The organism is Legionella norrlandica (genome assembly GCF_000770585.1).
GTDB classification, from domain to species: domain Bacteria; phylum Pseudomonadota; class Gammaproteobacteria; order Legionellales; family Legionellaceae; genus Legionella; species Legionella norrlandica.
This window is the reverse complement of sequence record NZ_JNCF01000055.1, coordinates 1-18,122: the sequence shown is the minus strand read 5'-3', so window position 1 is coordinate 18,122 and position 18,122 is coordinate 1. Positions and strand designations below refer to the sequence as shown.

Genomic DNA, 18,122 nt, shown 5'->3' with positions numbered 1-18,122 from the left:
CCTGGAGTAGCTGCGTCGGTTTCAATTTATCGTTTGACTGGAAATGGTTTACAGCAAATCAAAAATGTCCCGCTGGGGGCACTATTAAAAGCAATTGCTTTTGATTCAATAGGTCATGCCTGGGTTGTATCTACTGATATCTCTATTCCCTTTTATACCGATATAAAAGGAAACGAGTCAGATGTTCTCGTAGGAAATTCTAAGGTCTTTCAGTTGGATTCCAACGGCAATATTATCAATTCTTACGATGGGGGCGGCATTTCTGGTCCATGGGGTTTGGCTATTGATGGGAATGATCAGGTATGGATAGGAAATTTTGAAATAGAAAACTTGCCCACTAAATTCAGCGTTTCGCATCTCTGTGGTAATCAGCCAGCAACATGCCCTCCTGGATTGAATACTGGCGACCCAATTTCTCCCCCTATTGGCTATACTCTCCCGTCAGCAGGAAGCCAGGTATTGCTAGCCAATGGCCAGCCACTTAATGGCCCCAATGGTCCCCCAAGTTTTGAGCCTCTGATGCGTCAGACCTTTGTTGCCATTGACGCAGCAGGAAATGTTTGGGTAACCAATAATTGGAAACCAAATCCACTTGCTGCCAGTACGTTTAACCCTGGTGGAGACGGAGTTGTAGCTTTTGTTGGCATGGCCTCCCCACCCCAAAATACCGCCTAAACAAGTAGTTATTTGCTAGTGCCAAAATATTAAATACTCTGATAATGTTGGAGCGACGCCAGGTGTGGCTTCAACATTCTGGTTGGAAGACCTCCAAACATGTCATTCAGAACCCCTGGCATCAGAGTTAAGTACAAGAGCATAATTTTTTAATACCTACCTTTAAAGTATCTTAATATCTATACTTAAAATAGTTCCTAAAGAAAAACTTGGATTTTGGGGATTTCATTATGATACGTCGCACGCTAAGCGATCAGCTGGAGCAAGAAATTAGGGGATTAGAACGAGAAGTATCGTATATACTTGATGTTATAACACTTCACTATGAGCATCGCTACAAGCCATGGCGTCCTCCAATTGATATTTATGAAACGGATTCAGCTGTGATTGTAAAAGCAGAGATCGCAGGTATTAAATTAGACGATTTCAATATTTCGTTTTCAGATCATGTGTTAACTATTTGCGGAAGAAGAAAAGATACTGAAGCTAAATTGAATTATCACTGTTTAGAAATCCCGTACGGTGAATTTCAGGTGCGTATTTTTATTCCTAATGTAAACGACAATTTTACAACCAGGTATGAGAATGGCTATCTGTATGTTGCTCTTCCTAAGACAAAATAGCCGATCATAGCAAGCTTAGTCGTCAAAACAGGGAAAATTAATGTAGGATTCTTATGGAAACTAAAGCAAATAATGAAGAAGTTGAAAAACAAGAGCAAGAGAAGGACTTTGAAATTCCTTCTGAATTGCCTATTTTAGTTTTGCAAGGTACCGTTGTATATCCGCTGACGATCATTCCTCTTAGGATTAATGAAAAACGCTCTGTCCAATTATTGCATGATGCACTTATTAGTTCATCGCGAATCATTGGATTAGTTGCAATGAAAGAAGGGAATATTGAAAACCCAGATTCCATCGATATTTATAAAACAGGTACAGCATCTCTCATCCATCGTCTTATTCACTTATCGGATTATTCTGTACAATTAATCATTCAAGGGATTGAAAAAATTCATATTAAGCAACTTATATCGAGCAAACCTTACTTCAAAGCACAGATTGAAATCGCGCAGGAAACATTTACGAAGAATAATGAAATGGAAGCTTTGAAGCGAAACACGATTACATTGTTGCGCCGATTAACTTCCCTAACGCCGCATATACCAGAAGAATTATTATCTACCGCCCTTAATATTGATGATCCACGTCAGCTTGTCTATCTTATTGCAGCGAGCTTACGTATGGATCTGATCAGTGCTCAGGAACTTTTAGAACTAGAGAAGATTGAAAGCAAATTAACAAAACTCAATCTTTTTTTGACGAAGGAAGTGGAGATCCTTGAATTAGGAAAAAAAATCCAGTCCCAAGCGCAGAGTGAAATGGACAAAAGTCAACGCGATTACATTTTACGTGAGCAATTAAAGCAGATTAAAAAAGAATTAGGCGAAGAAAATGAGCAAACTCTTGAGATCAATGAATATGAAAAAAAAATCATCGCTGCTCAAATGTCAAAAGAAGCTGAGAAAGAAGCAAAACGAGAACTCAATCGGATGCGGACAATGCCCTCAGCTTCTGCTGAGTATCATGTTATTAAAAGTTATCTTGACTGGCTGGTTGAATTGCCTTGGAGTAAAACAACAGAAGATAATCTCGATATTGAGCACGCAAGAAAAATTCTCGATGAGGATCATTATGACCTGAAAGAAATTAAGGAACGTATATTAGAGTATCTCTCTGTGCGTAAATTACACTTCGAACGTAGCAATAAAGAGCTATCGTATAAAGGTTCTATTATCTGTTTTGTTGGCCCACCTGGAGTGGGTAAAACATCGCTTGGTCAATCTATCGCACGTGCTCTTTGTCGTAAGTTTATTCGGATGTCTCTCGGTGGAATACATGATGAAAGTGAGATTCGTGGACATCGTCGGACGTACATCGGTTCGATGCCAGGCCGGATTATTCAATCCATCAAACGAGCAGGAACACGCAATCCGGTGATGATGCTGGATGAGATTGACAAAGTCAGCGCCGACTTTCACGGTGATCCCTCATCAGCATTACTTGAAGTACTTGATCCGGCACAAAACAAAACATTTAATGATCATTATCTTGATGTTGATTTTGATCTTTCCGAAGTCATTTTTATTTGTACTGCCAATCAACTCGAACCCATTCAACCGGCACTCCGTGATCGCATGGAAATCATCAAAGTACATGGTTATACTGAAGAAGAGAAGGTACACATCGCAAAAAATTACCTGATACCACGGCAGATCAAAGAAAATGGCTTAACTCCTGATGAAATTAAATTTGAAGCGGATGCCATCCGTCAAATTGCCCGGGAATACACACGCGAAGCGGGTGTTCGCAACCTGGAGCGCGAGATAGCTTCAGTCTGTCGTAAAGTAGCGACACAAATCGTAGAGAGCAAGAGAACCCCTGTTAAGGTTACCAAAGATAAGCTTATTAAATTACTTGGAAAACCTGAGTTCTATTCTGAAGTGGCTGAACGCACTACTATCCCAGGCGTTGCTACAGGGCTTGCTGTCACTACCACTGGTGGCGACATTCTATTTATCGAAGCTACAAAAATGCCTGGTTCAAAAAACTTTATCATCACTGGGCAATTGGGTGATGTGATGAAAGAATCCGCACAAGCGGCCCTTTCTTATGTTCGCTCGAAAGCACATGATCTTGGGATTGATGATAAGGTATTTGAAACATGTGACATTCATATGCATATTCCGGAAGGCGCTACACCGAAAGACGGGCCCAGTGCCGGCGTCACGATGGCAACCGCACTCGCATCCCTCATGACTAACCGTTTAGTCAAAAGTCATGTCGGGATGACTGGCGAAATCACATTACGTGGGCGCGTATTGCCCGTCGGTGGGATTAAGGAAAAAGTTCTGGCGGCTCATCGTGCTGGATTAAAAACAGTCATTCTTCCAAAAAGAAATGAAAAAGATTTGGATGATTTGCCCAAGGAAATTCGAGAAGACATGAAATTCATTTGTGTCCAAGATGTTAGCGAGGTCATAGATGCCGCTCTAATATAGATATACACGCTTTTTCTAGGATAAATTAAAATATAAGAGTCTTATAACCAAGGATATAATATGAATTTTTTTTCTCAAAAACAAAAAGGGGTACTTGAAAGCCTTAGATTATACAACAATGAAGTACGGTATATTCTTGAAGAATTAATTGGCAGTTCGGATTGGATCTCTTACCAAGATAGTGATAATAATCCTGTAGACATTCAAATTATTGAACTAAAAAAAGACCACTATTGTGCCGTAATTCATTGTGAAGGATTGTGTGCTGTAGATGATAAACAATTATTTATAAGAAATGCTGTGGAGTTTGTTATTAAACAAAAAAAACTACCCGTTTCTTTTGAAAATATTGCAGTGGGAGGCTTGGTGGGGGATGAAGGTAGACTAGGATGTCTTTATCGACTAATCGGACAAACCCCACTTCCTGTTCATGCCTATACAGCGTTTAAATTACCAGGTGAGAACTATGTGCACATAGAAGATCCGCGCACTGGACTTTTTGATCGGAATGAAAAATTACAATCTAGAACCGATGATCAAATCTGTTGTTTTGCTGCTTCTGTCCTATTCTATTTTTGTTATAAAAATTTGCAAAAAGATAATATAACAAAAAATACCCCCAAGCTTTTCGCAGAAATTTACAAAAATTCTGAACTCAGAGCATTAATGCAAGCATTAGAAAACCAAGTAGGCTACTCGGTAACAACAAAAAAGCAGGTCATTAATTCGTTTATAGTACAACTATTAAACTTTGAAAATCCTCTAATTCAAGATGAGGAGAAACGGAGCACGGAACTGCAGTGTACACATTAGTACATGAGGATTCAAGCACCGTATTGACAAAGCACTCTCCTCAGCATTAGAGTTTCGAAAGAAGGGATTACAATAGCAGGGCTTTGATTGATTTTCCTACCTGACTTGATCTAGTTTCGTCTACATAAGACGAGGATTTTTTTCCAATAAGTGTTTGCAGCAATAAACAAATTCATCAAATTGAGTGTCTTTAACAAAATACCCTGCAATGTCTAATCCGAACGTTGCCTGTTTATCTCTGATATTACTCGACGTTGTAAGAATAACAACCTGAATTGACTCATATTCAACGTACGATCGCAATTCCCTGAGAAATTCTATGCCATTCATTTTAGGCATCATGATATCAAGGATTATGACTTCAGGTTTGTGCGCTGTGATATTGCCGACGAGTTCTTTGAGAGCCTCAACACCGTCATGAGCTATGTGGAAACAAACCGGTATACCTAGTTTTGCAATCTCCCTTTGTACAGACATAAGATCAACTTCGTCATCATCGACCAATAACACATGAGTACACTCTTCAGTCTCAGCATGCATCGCCAATCTCCTTATCTTTTGGCCATAAAAAGCGAAAAACGCTGCCTTTATCTTTTGCTGATTCTACATAAATTTTACCTCCTTGTGATTCGACTATCTTCTTGGCAATACTTAAACCAACGCCGCTGCTTTCAAGTTTGTCCCTAGATTGTAAGGTCTGAAACAGCTGAAAAATTCTATCTTGATATTTTTTTTCTATTCCAGGACCGTCATCGGCTACAAAAAATTCATAAAACCGACCTTTCTCTCTCATGCCAATAATAATATGTCCATCTTTTCGGTGATGGTGTTTGATGCTGTTATCCAGAAGCGCCGTAAATACCTCTCTTAAGGGCAATTCGCTGGTATTCAATACTGGCAAATTGTCTTCCAGTTGAAACGTGATCGTCTGTGGAGGATTCAATTGATTGATGACATCAGCAATCAATTTATGAGTGTGAATTCGACTAATTTTGTCAAAAATACCCCCTGACTGGGCATATTTAAGCAATCCATCCAGCAAATTTGACATCCGTAAAGCACGGCGACGCAAGAGCAGTAAATATTTTTTGGACTGTTCAGAAAGCATTTCACCCAGATCTTCTTCTATCCATGAAATCAAATGTCTCATAGCAGGCAGGGGGGATTTCAAATCATGAGAAGCATGATAGACAAATTGATCTAGTTCATCTTCCGCTTTCTTAACTAAAATCAAATTGGCAATTCTAGCCTTAAATTCCTTGGCAGAGAATGGTTTTATCATATAATCCTGTGCTCCTTCCTCCAGCATATGGACACATAATTCATCATCCGCTTTGGCAGTCAGAATAATAATTGGAATTTTCAACAAAGCAGGATATTGCCTAATAGCATAGACCATCTGAATGCCGCTCATCTGGGGCATCATGATATCGCTGACGATCAGATCTGGATGTAAAGCAAGCGCTTTTTGCAAACCTTCACGGCCATCAAAAGCACTTTCAGTACGGTAAACATCATCCAATACTTCACAAATAAAATGATTCATATCCTGATTATCTTCAACTACCAGAATCAGTGGTCTATCATGGTGATCTTCTTCAATTTTCTTTTTAACTGGAGTCACTTTATTCCTGAACTCAGCAAGACTTGCGTTTACTTCTTTCTCCCCTAATGACGATTGATACATGGAAGAATCAACCTTGGCATGGTGAGGCGCTTTCAAAGGCAGCTCTATTGTAAAAATTGCGCCGCCATTTGGGACATTGCCCGCCTTAATTGATCCTCCATGCAATTCGATAAAATCTTTTGCAATAGATAAACCTAATCCAGTCCCTCCTACTGTGCGAGTTGTAGGTTCCTCAACCTGAAAAAATCGCTCGAATATAGTTTCACAAAGATCTGGTGGAATACCTGGACCACTGTCTTCTATCTGAAGCCTACACGTTTCAGAATTAAACTGCTCCAGTCTTATCTGTATTTTTGTATTGATTGGCGTAAATTTTATGGCATTTGATAACAAATTGATTAAGACACGCTGGATTTTGTCGGGATCCAGTTGTGCTTGCAATTCATTCGGTAAGTCCATAGAAAAAATAAGTTTGCGTTCTTGAATAGGAATTTCAAATAAAGCAATTGTCTGTCGGATTAATTTTACCAAATCAATGTTGACATAATGAAGAATCATTTTGCCAGCATCAAGCTTTGAAATATTCAGTAAATCATTAACATGTTTCAGCAAGATTTGGGCATTATTTTCTATACGCCTTAAAATTTCCTGAACAGCTGGAGGCAAGGACTTTTCAGCCAGTAGTATTTTCATAGGTCCTAATATCAGCATTAATGGGGTACGAAGCTCATGACTTACGTTAGCAAAAAATTGTGTTTTGATTTGATCAAGTTTGGCCAGATCTTTATTAGCTTTTTCCAGCTGCTTGTTTACCTCTTGAATTTCCTGTGCTCGCTGATAAATTTCAACTTCCATTTCCCCTGCTTTAGTACGCAACTCCTCCATTAATTTAAGCTGTTCTGCTCCAGTTTCTTTTAAATGAATAAATTCAGTAACATCTTCCACGCGATGAACGATATATTTCACTTCCTTATCCGAGCCTAAAACCGGCGTATTAATTGGGCTCCAATACCGCTCTTCAAACCCACCACCTTGTTCTAGAGGCCTTCGAATATCATATTTTTGTATGGCCATGGTGTCAGCAGACTTATTTTTTAAAACTCTCTTTAGCGAAGCATGAAGGTTTTTAACACCAGTTGCAGCTGGATCATTCGGATTATCCGGGAAAACATCGAAGATATTTTTGCCTATAATTTGTTTGCGGCTCACCATTGTTGCCTGCAGATAGGTGTCACTGACTCCGATGATATTAAAATCCGTGTCCAATAAAAGATATAAGTTCGGCAAAGAATCAAATATGGATTTAAAATCAATATTTGCATTCTTATTTTCCCTGACCACAAAACCTCCTCCAAACATTGCATTGACTATTGGTGGCTTAGTGCCGTGCAAAGATCTGGCCTCCAATTAATATTTGAAGCACTTATAGTCAATGGTCTCTACTCTAATTATAATTGATGATTTTGGACCTTACCAAACATCAGTGAAGCTAGGAATTCCCCTTTTTTTCAAAAAATTCATTATTAGATTTTTGGAATTTTGCAAAATTTGGGCACTACATCTATGCTTTAATAATAATCAAGTATACCTCGTCACCTACGAACAAGGATTGTTTCTATGAAAATGTTAACCGGTAAAATTCGCCGTCTACTCTATGTTGCATTTTCCCTGGCATTGCTTCTTACCTCAAATTTTACCAATGCCGACCCATCAACGCGTGTTGCTCGAATTAGTTTTATAAATGGCGTTGTCAGTTTCCTACCCGCTGCCGAAACAAAATGGGTGAAAGCAAAACTCAACCGCCCTCTAATATTAGGTGATAGTTTATGGTCAGATACCGATTCCCGAGTAGAGTTACAGCTTGGGTTAGCAACGGCCCGTTTGGGAAGCAAAACGAGTTTACAAATTTTAAATTTAAATAACCAGATTGCTCAATTTAAGCTAACAGAAGGAATATTAATTTTAAATGTCATTAACTTAAAATCCCAACAAGTGTATGAAATAGATACACCCAATTTAGCAATGATAATAAAAAAATCAGGTTATTATCGAATTGAGGTGGATAGTACTTCAACGACAGTCACAGTTCGAAAAGGACAAGCAAATGTATACGGTGAAAAATCAGCCTATAAAATAACAGCCGGGCAATCTTGTCGGTTTACAGGAACCAATCTGCAAGGATATCGATGCAGCGTTGTTGGCCCCATTGATGCTTTTGACCGTTGGTCTATGGAACGCGATAAAATAAAAAAGACGACTAAAATCCGGTATGTCAATACTGAAGTGATCGGTTATGAGGATCTTGAAACTCATGGAACATGGAAAAAAGTTAAGAAATACGGTTATGTTTGGATCCCTGATAATGTTAGTAATAATTGGGCTCCTTATCGAACGGGACAATGGGTGTGGGTTCGTTATTGGGGTTGGACATGGGTAGATGAACAACCTTGGGGGTTTGCACCATTTCATTACGGCCGCTGGATTTTTATTGAAGAAAGATGGGCGTGGATACCAGGTCCAGTAGAAGCCGAACCAATTTATGCTCCTGCACTGGTAGCCTTTGTTGGGGGTAGAAATTTCCAGCTTGATATTGCTAATACGCCCAGTATTGCCTGGTTTCCTCTAGGCCCAGGAGATGTCTATATTCCCCCTTATGAAGTAAGTAGCAACTATTTTCAAGAGATTAATATAAATAATACTATAATTAGTAAAACCTACGTCACCAATATCTATAATAATCAAAATGTTACAATAAATTATCAAAATGCCAATGTGCAGCAGGCTGTTACTGCTGTTCCAATAAATACATTTGTTCAATCGCAGCCAGTAAGTAATGCTCAGGTACCAATATCCGATGAAATCATTGCAAAAGCACCCAAAACACCTACAGCAACAGTTACTCCTGACGAGACCAGTTTGCTTGGAGGGGAGAAAACTGCGGAATCTAAACCTTCTGAAGAGGTCACAACCAAATCAGCAATTGTGAAAACCGAACCGCCTGCATCCCAAGTATCTTTCACACAAGAACAAAAATTGCTAGACAAAAATCCAGGCAAACCATTAACCGTAGAGGAAATAAAGGAGATACAACCAGTTAAACCAGAAGAAAAAGGACAATTAAAATTAGTTGATCCACAAACAACTCCGGAGCCAATTAAAACTACGACTGACGATAAGGCCTCCACTGAACAAACCCAAGAGCAAAAACCGACTGACCAGCAACAGCAAATTCAAGAACAACAACCTACTGATCAGCAACAACAAATCCAGGAACAACAACCGACTGATCAGCAACAGCAAATTCAAGAACAACAACCAACTGACCAGCAACAGCAAATTCAAGAACAACAACCAACTGACCAGCAACAGCAAATTCAAGAACAACAACCTACTGACCAGCAACAGCAAATTCAAGAACAACAACCTACTGATCAGCAACAACAAATCCAGGAACAACAACCTACTGACCAGCAACAACAAATCCAGGAACAACAACCGACTGACCAGCAACAACAAATCCAGGAACAACAACCTACTGATCAGCAACAACAAATCCAGGAACAACAACCGACTGATCAGCAACAACAAATTCAAGAACAACAACCGACTGACCAGCAACAACAAATCCAGGAACAACAACCTACTGATCAGCAACAACAAATCCAGGAACAACAACCGACTGATCAGCAACAACAAATTCAAGAACAACAACCAACCGATCAGCAACAACAAATCCAGGAACAACAACCAACCAATCACCAGCAACAAATTCATTAACAGCTTTAAAACCAATAACGAGGGACAAAAACTAACTCAAGCGATTATCAATACACTAAAATTTTATAGACATTTCTATCCAGTTAAGCCGTTCCCTCATCTCTTAATAAATCATTAAGAATTTTTCACTATAATATGAAAATAAATTAACCGTATAGACCTATATTTATACAAATAGGGTTTTAGGAGAAAACTATGCCTAAATCTATTGGAACTTTATATAAAGAATCACGACTCATTGCAAAAACAATCAATCGAATTGTTGTAGAACCCGATAGAGTTGAATTAACTGATTGGCACACAGAAGCACAATTATTAGCAAGCCTAGGAGGCTCTTGCTTATCATCAACGACTCTTCTTGTGCAAGGAAAACATGTCCCTACTTATGGATTTGACGGCCGTTGTTATGGATTTCTGTTCGATGCAGAAAAATGTACTATTTATGATGTGAGTTCTACAGATTCAAACTCCAATAGAATTTCAAAATTGGAAAAACGCAGACAACGGAAAGGAGTGGATTTACTGAGCTCTAACAATCTAGGAATAAAAACTTTAGACCAATTAAGTGAAGAAGTCAGCCATGGCAAAGATGGTCAAATGAATGAAATTTTGCTAGATGCCTGGAAATCATCTTGTGTAGGTTTATTCGTTCGAAAGATAGATCTAACTCCGGCAAATCCACTGGGTTTAAAACATTACTACCAATCTTTATTGGAAATAGCCCTTATACAAAAATATTTAATACAAGTTTTTGACTTCCCTAGCGATTTTAAAATTATTCAATATGATGAAAAAAATGGAAAACTATTCACATTCCCACAAATGGCAGAATTGAAGCACTATGCCAGGATGCAAGGGGTAAGTGAAAAATATTATCCGGAATTATTTAGATTGTTAGATGACCATTATTGTTTTCAGGCAAGAAAGCCTCCTATTACTCTTAAGGAGTATCTGGCGGGATTTGAGTCTGCTGATCTTGGCCAATTCATAGATAAAATTATTGAGAATTTATTGATACAATATGAGCCATTTGATGCCAGAAAACTCAATAAAACCAGTATTCTTTCAGAACTTGTATGTCCTATAACAGGCATTGGGGAATCGATTATTCTTGATATCATTGAGCAATATCGAGATAATTACGAGATTAAGGCCAGTATCATAACGGTAAGAGAAAACCACTTCACTTTTTTCGCAGAAAGAGTTAGTGAAAATGAAGGTCCTACGTTACCGCCAATAAACTCGCCCATATCTAAAAATTCTTGTTGATATTAAACCATTCCAGGTTACCCGGATGGTTAACAGCAATATTTTTTTATTACGTCTAATATCCATAATAGAGGTTTCGAATTCGTTAATCGTTTATGGTAATAAAAATTAACCAGGAATTTCTTTTTAGAGAAAGGAAAAGGGCATATTTCAATCTCATATCTGTCTTTGAAAGCAACAGCTAAAGTCCTTGGTATAGTTGCAATCAAGTGAACACGGTAAATCGTCTCTAATGCATCAATGATATTAGGTACAGTTACTTTTATATTCCTCTGCTGATATTCTTGAAAAGCTCTATATAAATTTTCATTTCCTAAATAGCTAAATTTTACATCCACTTGTTTTGCTTGTAGGTATATTTCTTGAGTTAATTCCTGATTTACAAGGGGATGAGATTTATGCATGACACAAACGGCCTCTTCCTCAAATAGCAATTCCCTGATAATGCTATTACCTATGTCAATAAATCCAGGTGCAATTGCAAAGTCTATTTCAGTCATTAATAAATGTTCCAGACTTAAATATTCTGACATTGAAGAAGTCTTTAATAAAAAATTAGGGGCATGTTTATCTAAATAAGCATATAAATTGGTAAAATAAAATATTCTCCAATACCAACTGAAACCGCGTTAAATACCAACTCTTCATGACTTGGATCAAAAACTTGTTCTTCAAAAATATCATTGGATCGGCTTATAAACTCTTTAATCTTGGGCGCTAAATTAAGCGCTTTTTGTGTAGGTTGAAGCCCATGGGGTTTTCTAATAAATAAGGGATCCTGGAAGATATCTCGTAACTGCTTCAAGATATGGCTCATTGCGGTCTGGCTCATATACGATTTCTCTGCTGCTTTTGATACAGAGCGTTCGTTTAATAAAGTATCGAAGTGTACAAGCAAATTTAAATTAATTCTTCTAATGTCCATTGCTATAAACCCAAATGAGATTTCTATAGTTTGTGGAGTCTGTGGAGTCTCTAGTATTAATAGAATTATAGTTTAATAAAACATTTTTCAGAAAAACAATTATGATGTGTTGACCATTGATCTCTAGTTCCTATGTCAACACACTCTAATTTTTAAGTAGACCGAGTTAATTCCATAGTATTTTATTTGCCAAACTGATGCTCAGATTTCAATTTTGTGATTGAGCAAAATTGAAAGATGGGCGCCAGGTTGGATAAAAAAAATGCTAGGTATTTCACTCGATTTGCTTACATCTTTTTTGCGATATCAAACAGCATATAGGCACCAGCTGTAGACAGGGACTTATGTGCTAATCGACAACTAAATCCTCTAAAAAAAGCGCTGAAGCCATGATTTTTATAGATTTGTGAAGCAGTCTCTTTTATTGTTTGCCTAGCGCCATTATTACAAGCCTGTTGCTGGCTCTTTATCACATCAAGCGGTGTCGTGGCAAAAGCAACTGGGACTGAGGCCGCTGTTGCCCATAGGATCGTTGACAAGAAATTTTGTTTTTCTCGTTTGGTTTTAATGGCATCATAAGTCATAAACAAATAAAACCAGCTTGGAAATGCTTTTCCGAGGGTGGCTGTACTACCGACAAAAAAGCCGGGTAACCCTCGTTGATGATAAATAGACCGCATTGCTTGAAGAGGTTTTATAGGCTTATCCTGACTCGCCACTGTTCTCATTTGTACTGTTTTAACATTCTCAAGTGGGCTGACAATTAATGTATCTGAGATACTTGCCACTGCCCCTTTGAGGAAACTTCCAATGGCTGGGGGAGTCTGGAGCTTATCAATTTCCTCAGGCATATACGTAATCAATAATGGCCTGTATGCCATTTTACCTTGTTGACGCAGAATGCAGGACCAAAAACCTGTAAAAAAATGTTTTAAATTCGCGCCTGCGAATTGCTTTGTGACAGAATAAGCACCTTGAGAAAGATTGGTTTGAAGTGAGACCTTTAATCGTTCAGCGGGATGTCCTACTAAAGTAGTAAACCCTACATAACCGGTACTCATGGCATAAGCGTCCCAAAGCGTCTTTTTTTCTTTATCATCACCCATACTGCCCTCTTTTTTAATACAAAAGAGAAAATAATATCATATTGTTCACTTTAAAATCATTAAGTTTTTTATAAAACCCGATTTGAGAGCTATTTTTACGAGTATTGTTATTGGGAGCTTATCATGCTCCCAAGAAAAAATGATCTTCACTCCATTGAAAAAGTAAAATTTTAGAACATTCCATTACTATTCGCTGATTCTGAGGGAATTGGTTGAATCACATCCCAGTGTTCGTAAATTTTATTATTTTCCAAGCGAAAAATATCAATGATGGCTGTCCCTTTAGTTCCTGGTTCTAAAATAGAGTGAACATGCAAAATGACATAATCCCCTTCCGCAATAACTCGTTTGATCTCGCTGTGTGATTGCGGATAAGTGCTTTTTAAATAATTAATGTAGTTTTTTAATCCTTCTATTCCATCCTGAGCCATTGGATTATGCTGAATATACCAAGCGCCCAAATAATCTTCTGCTGCATCAAAATTCTTTTCATTAAGCGCTTTTTGGTAAAATGCGGTAACAACTTGTTTATTCGTTTCCTGAATTGCTCCTGCAAATCCTGCAGTTGAATTAACCAGTAAACTGCTAGCTATTAAAGATAATATCTTATTCATTACTTCTCCTTGTTAATCAAATAAATTGATTATAAATAGCTTATTAAATTAAAAAAGCGCATAATTTTGGCCAAATATATCTATTTTTTAGATTAATTCGGACTTAAAAAATAATGACAAAAGTAACTCTCGAACAATGGCGGGTACTACAAACGGTAATAGATGAAGGAAGCTTTGCAAAAGCAGCAGCTAAATTACACAAAAGCCAATCTAACATTAGCTATACTGTAGCGAAACTCCAGGAAATGCTGGGTTTACAACTGTTTCAGGTTGAAGGCCGTAGAGCAGTACTAACAGAGCAAGGAATGGAAATTCTTAAATTATCCAGACAAATTACTCGTGCTGCAAGAAATGTAGAAAATGCAGCACATAATTTAAAATTAAACTATGAAAAATCACTACGACTTGCTGTAGATGAGATTTTTCCCTCTTCTGTGTTAATGGCAGTATTACAAGAATTTAGTAAGAAGAATAAAAATACTAAGCTGATTATCAATCATGGACTATTATCAGGGCCTAGCGATCAATTAATTAATGGTGAAGCCGAATTAGCTATTATCTCAAAAGTTCCAGAGGGTTATACCGGAAATAAACTAATGGACGTCGATTTTATTCCCTATGCACATAAAGACAACCCATTGCATCAACATCTTGTTACCGTTGAAGATCTTTATGAAGAGCGGTATATCATCGCTCAAGATTCAGGAATTAATAAAAAAAGAAGTGAAGGTTGGTTAGGATCGGAATTTCATTGGAAAGTAAGTACATTGGAAATGAAAATTCAATGTGTTGTCTATGGGATTGGCTTTGCCTGGCTACCAAAACAAATCGTAAAAGAACGAAATTTGCCCATTCGGCCTCTTAATATGGAGGAAAATAACATTAGAACCTATCCAGTCTATTTGGTACATCACCAACCAGAAAAAATAGGTCCATCTGCAAAATTTTTAATTGATTTATTTAAAAAATACACCAACAGAACTATTCCAGCAGAAAAAAAAGCTATTCGGAATAATCTATAAATTACATCAAAATTAGGGCGTATTGACAATTAATAGATATTACTAATTCTAATAAGACATATCAAAATAAATAATTTACTCACCCTCGATGTATTAATAAATAGAATAGCTTAATCTGACAGCCACTGATTTTTAACAGTGCCTGTCAGATCAAAGCAGAAGCTACAGTATAAAACGCATTCATAATATTATCTGTCGCAGCCTCAACGCATTAATTATAACCGATACAGAAGAAAGCGACATCGCTGCTGCTGCAATAATTGGACTTAAGAGTATGCCAGTTATTGGGTATAAGACACCTGCCGCTAATGGCACACCCAAAATATTATAAATAAATGCGAAGAAAAGATTTTGGCGTATATTGCTCATTGTTTTTTCTGACAAATGACGAGCTTTGGCAATTCCACGCAAATCCCCTCCCAGCAAGGTAATGCCAGCGCTTTCAATTGCCACATCAGTACCCGTTCCCATGGCAATACCAATATCCGCTTTTGCCAATGCCGGGGCATCATTGACTCCATCACCTGCCATCGCTACAGTAAATCCTTTCTCTTTTAGTTCGCTCACAATGCGGCTCTTCTCTTCTGGCATGATTTCAGCTACTACCGTTTTAATGCCGAGAGTACTTGCTACTGCTTCTGCTGTTTTTTTGCTATCCCCTGTGAGCATTACAATTTCAATACCACTCTGTTGCAATTCACGAATTGTTTCTGGGGTAGTCGATTTAATAGGGTCCTCCACCACTAAAAGAGCCCTTGTTTTCCCTTCTACCGCTAGGAACATCACGGAAGCTCCTTTACCACGAAGTGCATCGGCCTTTTCAAAAAGAGAGGCATTATCACTTCCATGCTCTTGCATTAATCTGAGGTTACCAATAGCAATGCGATATCCATTGACCTTCCCTAAGACTCCCTGTCCAGTAAGAGCTTCAAAATCCTCGACTGGGCCAAAAGATACCTTTTTTTCTTTCGCGGCCTTCACGATAGCCTGAGCCAGAGGGTGTTCACTTTGATGCTCAAGAGCGGCGGCCAGCGCCAACGCGTCCCCTTCATTAAAGTCCTCAGTTACAATACGTGTCAGTTTTGGCTGTCCTTCAGTGAGTGTACCTGTTTTATCGATCACTAACGTGTTGACTTTCTCCATCCGCTCCAAGCTTTCTGCATTTTTAATCAACACCCCATTCTGCGCTCCTTTTCCAACACCAACCATAATGGACATAGGGGTTGCCAACCCTAAGGCACAAGGGCACGCGATGATTAGCACGGACACCGCAACAATTAAACCATAACTAAGCGCAGGTTGGGGACCAAACCATGCCCATGCAATAAAAGACAATATCGCAACCAGAATCACTGCCGGCACAAACCATCCTGAAACCGTATCGGCTAATCGTTGAATGGGAGCTCGACTTCTTTGCGCTTCGCTCACCATTTGGACAATACGTGCCAACATGGTATCGCTACCGACATGCAAGGCTCTCATCACAAAACTGCCCTTCTGGTTTATGGTGGCGCCAATGACTTTGGCTCCAGCTTCTTTAGTAACAGGGATAGGCTCACCTGTTACCATGGACTCATCGACAAAACTTCGCCCTTCCAATACTTCACCGTCCACCGGTATTTTTTCACCCGGACGAACACGAAGTTTATCGTCTACTTGAACTTTATCAAGAGATACTTCCTCTTCACTGCCATCCTCCTTTAGACGATGGGCGCTTTCAGGTGCCAATTTCAACAAAGCACGAATGGCACTACCGGTTTGTTCCCGTGCTTTCAGTTCCAGAACTTGCCCTAATAAAACCAGAGTCGTAATAACTGCTGCTGCCTCAAAATAGACAGCAACTACCCCTTCTTGACTTCGAAACGCTGCTGGAAATAGACCAGGCCAAAGGACCGCCACTACGCTATAAGTCCATGCCACACCAATGCCCATAGCAATTAAGGTAAACATATTGAATTGGTGTGTTATAAGAGATTGCCAGCCACGCTTGAAAAATGGCCAACCACTCCATAAAATAACCGGTGTAGCAAAAAGCAATTGAATCCAACTTGAAGTATTGCCTGAGATAATATGCTGAAAATTATGTCCACTCATCTCCAGTATCACAACAGGCACAGTCAAAACCAGTGCAAGCCAAAATCGACGCTTCATATCAAAATATTCAGGACTGGCTGCTTCTTGTACTGTTACTATTTCCGATTCTAATGCCATACCACATATTGGGCAATTACCAGGGGAAGATTGGCGGATTTCTGGATGCATGGGACAAGTATAAACAATTGGACCATCTATTTCAGAAGAAAACGAATGGGCTTTGTGTGTGTTATATCCATGGTGACAACTAGTGTGTTCTTTATCGGAGTTCGTCTGCTCGTGATGATCGTGTTTCATTGGCCACCTCTTAGTATTTTGCAATCACTACAGCATCCGATAGCATCCCAAATCTGACATCGCTTTGTATTATGATAGCAAAAATAATAATGAAAATTTACTAAAAAGATTGTTTTAAATGATGAACCGACTAAAATTTAAATTAAACATTTTTGATATTGCTGATTAAGCCCTAATGGCATCGCGAAACTGTTTTATTTTTAGGATATCTATGATTGTTAACAGCTCATTTAAACCCATATGGTGGTTAAATAATAACCACATGCAAACTTTATATCCCACTTTAATAAAGAAGCGTTTAAAACCCTCAATCGATTTTTATGAACGTTTAGAATTACCCGATGGTGATTTTATTGATCTGGCATGGAGTCTCAATGGATTGAATGACAAAGCCCCTTTGGTGGTATTGCTTCATGGTTTAGGTGGAGGAATTAACTCTGTCTATGTTAGTGGTTTGATGCAGGCTTTTACTAATGCAGGGTTTCGCAGTGTTTTAATGCACTTTCGTGGCGCCAGTGAAGAGCCTAATCGTGTTTTACGTGCTTATCATTCTGGAGACACCGCAGATTTTCACTATTTTCTTGGGATTTTAGCCAAGCGTGAGCCAATTACAAAAAAAGCGGCTGTTGGCATTTCTTTAGGCGGAAATGTTCTCCTGAAATGGATGGGTGAAATAGCCGTCCCCCTATGGTTAGATGCCGCTGTTGCCGTTTCCGTTCCCTTCCAATTAAATTTAGTAGCCGACAAGATGAACCAGGGATTTTCTCGTCTATATCAAGCTTACTTATTAAAGCGATTACGCCATACCTTTTTTAAAAAATTAGATTTTTTAAACGACTGCC

At 38.5% G+C, this 18,122-nt stretch carries 15 protein-coding genes; 8 read left to right on the top strand and 7 right to left on the bottom strand.

What is annotated here, in order from left to right:
* From OK13_RS14600 to OK13_RS11105, 4 genes are all read left to right on the top strand, one after another.
* Positions 1-675 (top strand): NHL repeat-containing protein (locus OK13_RS14600; RefSeq protein WP_035890835.1); only part of this gene is annotated, 675 nt, incomplete at its 5' end.
* A 230-nt stretch (positions 676-905) separates the two neighbouring features.
* Positions 906-1,298 (top strand): Hsp20/alpha crystallin family protein, encoded by a 393-nt coding sequence (locus tag OK13_RS11115; protein WP_052117670.1) that lies wholly within the window; start codon positions 906-908, stop codon positions 1,296-1,298.
* 53 nt (positions 1,299-1,351) lie between these two features.
* Positions 1,352-3,736: an endopeptidase La gene (gene lon, locus OK13_RS11110; protein WP_035890833.1), complete on the top strand. Its 2,385-nt coding sequence runs from the start codon at positions 1,352-1,354 to the stop codon at positions 3,734-3,736.
* 60 nt (positions 3,737-3,796) lie between these two features.
* A complete protein-coding gene (locus OK13_RS11105; RefSeq protein WP_035890832.1) occupies positions 3,797-4,549 on the top strand; it encodes a hypothetical protein in 753 nt (250 codons plus the stop codon).
* Positions 4,550-4,669: 120 nt separating this feature from the next.
* Here OK13_RS11105 and OK13_RS11100 read toward each other — a convergent pair whose 3' ends face one another.
* A complete protein-coding gene (locus OK13_RS11100) occupies positions 4,670-5,089 on the bottom strand; it encodes a response regulator (RefSeq protein ID WP_035890830.1) in 420 nt (139 codons plus the stop codon).
* Positions 5,079-7,535: an ATP-binding protein gene (locus OK13_RS11095; RefSeq protein WP_052117671.1), complete on the bottom strand. Its 2,457-nt coding sequence runs from the start codon at positions 7,533-7,535 to the stop codon at positions 5,079-5,081. The genes OK13_RS11100 and OK13_RS11095 overlap by 11 nt, the downstream gene beginning before the upstream one ends.
* A 258-nt stretch (positions 7,536-7,793) precedes the next feature.
* On the opposite strand from OK13_RS11095, the gene OK13_RS14595 reads away from it, so the two are divergent.
* Positions 7,794-9,953: a DUF6600 domain-containing protein gene (locus tag OK13_RS14595; protein WP_052117669.1), complete on the top strand. Its 2,160-nt coding sequence runs from the start codon at positions 7,794-7,796 to the stop codon at positions 9,951-9,953.
* Between the two features lie 195 nt (positions 9,954-10,148).
* Positions 10,149-11,222 carry a hypothetical protein gene (locus OK13_RS14820; RefSeq protein ID WP_052117668.1) on the top strand — a complete coding sequence of 358 codons (1,074 nt, stop codon included), beginning with the start codon at positions 10,149-10,151 and terminating at the stop codon, positions 11,220-11,222.
* Between the two features lie 29 nt (positions 11,223-11,251).
* On the opposite strand, the gene OK13_RS15485 is transcribed toward OK13_RS14820, so the two are convergent.
* The 4 genes from OK13_RS15485 to OK13_RS11070 form a co-directional block, all read right to left on the bottom strand.
* Complete coding sequence (locus OK13_RS15485; RefSeq protein WP_241480538.1) at positions 11,252-11,755, bottom strand: LysR substrate-binding domain-containing protein; 504 nt, start codon at positions 11,753-11,755, stop codon at positions 11,252-11,254.
* Positions 11,756-11,793: 38 nt separating this feature from the next.
* The gene (locus tag OK13_RS15480; protein ID WP_241480537.1) at positions 11,794-12,147 is read right to left on the bottom strand and encodes a helix-turn-helix domain-containing protein; all 354 of its coding nucleotides are present in this window, start codon (positions 12,145-12,147) and stop codon (positions 11,794-11,796) included.
* Between the two features lie 287 nt (positions 12,148-12,434).
* Complete coding sequence (locus OK13_RS11075; protein ID WP_035890829.1) at positions 12,435-13,253, bottom strand: MC/SLC25 family protein; 819 nt, start codon at positions 13,251-13,253, stop codon at positions 12,435-12,437.
* A 170-nt stretch (positions 13,254-13,423) separates the two neighbouring features.
* Complete coding sequence (locus tag OK13_RS11070) at positions 13,424-13,867, bottom strand: nuclear transport factor 2 family protein (RefSeq protein ID WP_035890828.1); 444 nt, start codon at positions 13,865-13,867, stop codon at positions 13,424-13,426.
* Between the two features lie 113 nt (positions 13,868-13,980).
* Between OK13_RS11070 and OK13_RS11065 the strand changes: the two genes are divergently transcribed.
* Positions 13,981-14,889, top strand: coding sequence for a LysR family transcriptional regulator (locus OK13_RS11065; protein ID WP_035890827.1), 909 nt, complete (start codon positions 13,981-13,983; stop codon positions 14,887-14,889).
* Positions 14,890-15,069: 180 nt separating this feature from the next.
* On the opposite strand, the gene OK13_RS11060 is transcribed toward OK13_RS11065, so the two are convergent.
* Positions 15,070-17,280 (bottom strand): copper-transporting P-type ATPase, encoded by a 2,211-nt coding sequence (locus OK13_RS11060; protein ID WP_035890825.1) that lies wholly within the window; start codon positions 17,278-17,280, stop codon positions 15,070-15,072.
* A 211-nt stretch (positions 17,281-17,491) separates the two neighbouring features.
* Here OK13_RS11060 and OK13_RS11055 point away from each other — a divergent pair.
* Positions 17,492-18,122 (top strand): YheT family hydrolase (locus OK13_RS11055; protein WP_035890824.1); only part of this gene is annotated, 631 nt, incomplete at its 3' end.

Bases quoted from the DNA above. Each gene is read 5' to 3' on its own strand.
- OK13_RS11115 (WP_052117670.1), top strand. From the start codon at position 906: ATGATACGTCGCACGCTAAGCGATCAGCTGGAGCAAGAAATTAGGGGA.
- lon (WP_035890833.1), top strand. From the start codon at position 1,352: ATGGAAACTAAAGCAAATAATGAAGAAGTTGAAAAACAAGAGCAAGAG.
- OK13_RS11105 (WP_035890832.1), top strand. From the start codon at position 3,797: ATGAATTTTTTTTCTCAAAAACAAAAAGGGGTACTTGAAAGCCTTAGA.
- OK13_RS11100 (WP_035890830.1), bottom strand. From the start codon at position 5,089: ATGCATGCTGAGACTGAAGAGTGTACTCATGTGTTATTGGTCGATGAT.
- OK13_RS11095 (WP_052117671.1), bottom strand. From the start codon at position 7,535: ATGTTTGGAGGAGGTTTTGTGGTCAGGGAAAATAAGAATGCAAATATT.
- OK13_RS14595 (WP_052117669.1), top strand. From the start codon at position 7,794: ATGAAAATGTTAACCGGTAAAATTCGCCGTCTACTCTATGTTGCATTT.
- OK13_RS14820 (WP_052117668.1), top strand. From the start codon at position 10,149: ATGCCTAAATCTATTGGAACTTTATATAAAGAATCACGACTCATTGCA.
- OK13_RS15485 (WP_241480538.1), bottom strand. From the start codon at position 11,755: ATGTCAGAATATTTAAGTCTGGAACATTTATTAATGACTGAAATAGAC.
- OK13_RS15480 (WP_241480537.1), bottom strand. From the start codon at position 12,147: ATGGACATTAGAAGAATTAATTTAAATTTGCTTGTACACTTCGATACT.
- OK13_RS11075 (WP_035890829.1), bottom strand. From the start codon at position 13,253: ATGGGTGATGATAAAGAAAAAAAGACGCTTTGGGACGCTTATGCCATG.
- OK13_RS11070 (WP_035890828.1), bottom strand. From the start codon at position 13,867: ATGAATAAGATATTATCTTTAATAGCTAGCAGTTTACTGGTTAATTCA.
- OK13_RS11065 (WP_035890827.1), top strand. From the start codon at position 13,981: ATGACAAAAGTAACTCTCGAACAATGGCGGGTACTACAAACGGTAATA.
- OK13_RS11060 (WP_035890825.1), bottom strand. From the start codon at position 17,280: ATGAAACACGATCATCACGAGCAGACGAACTCCGATAAAGAACACACT.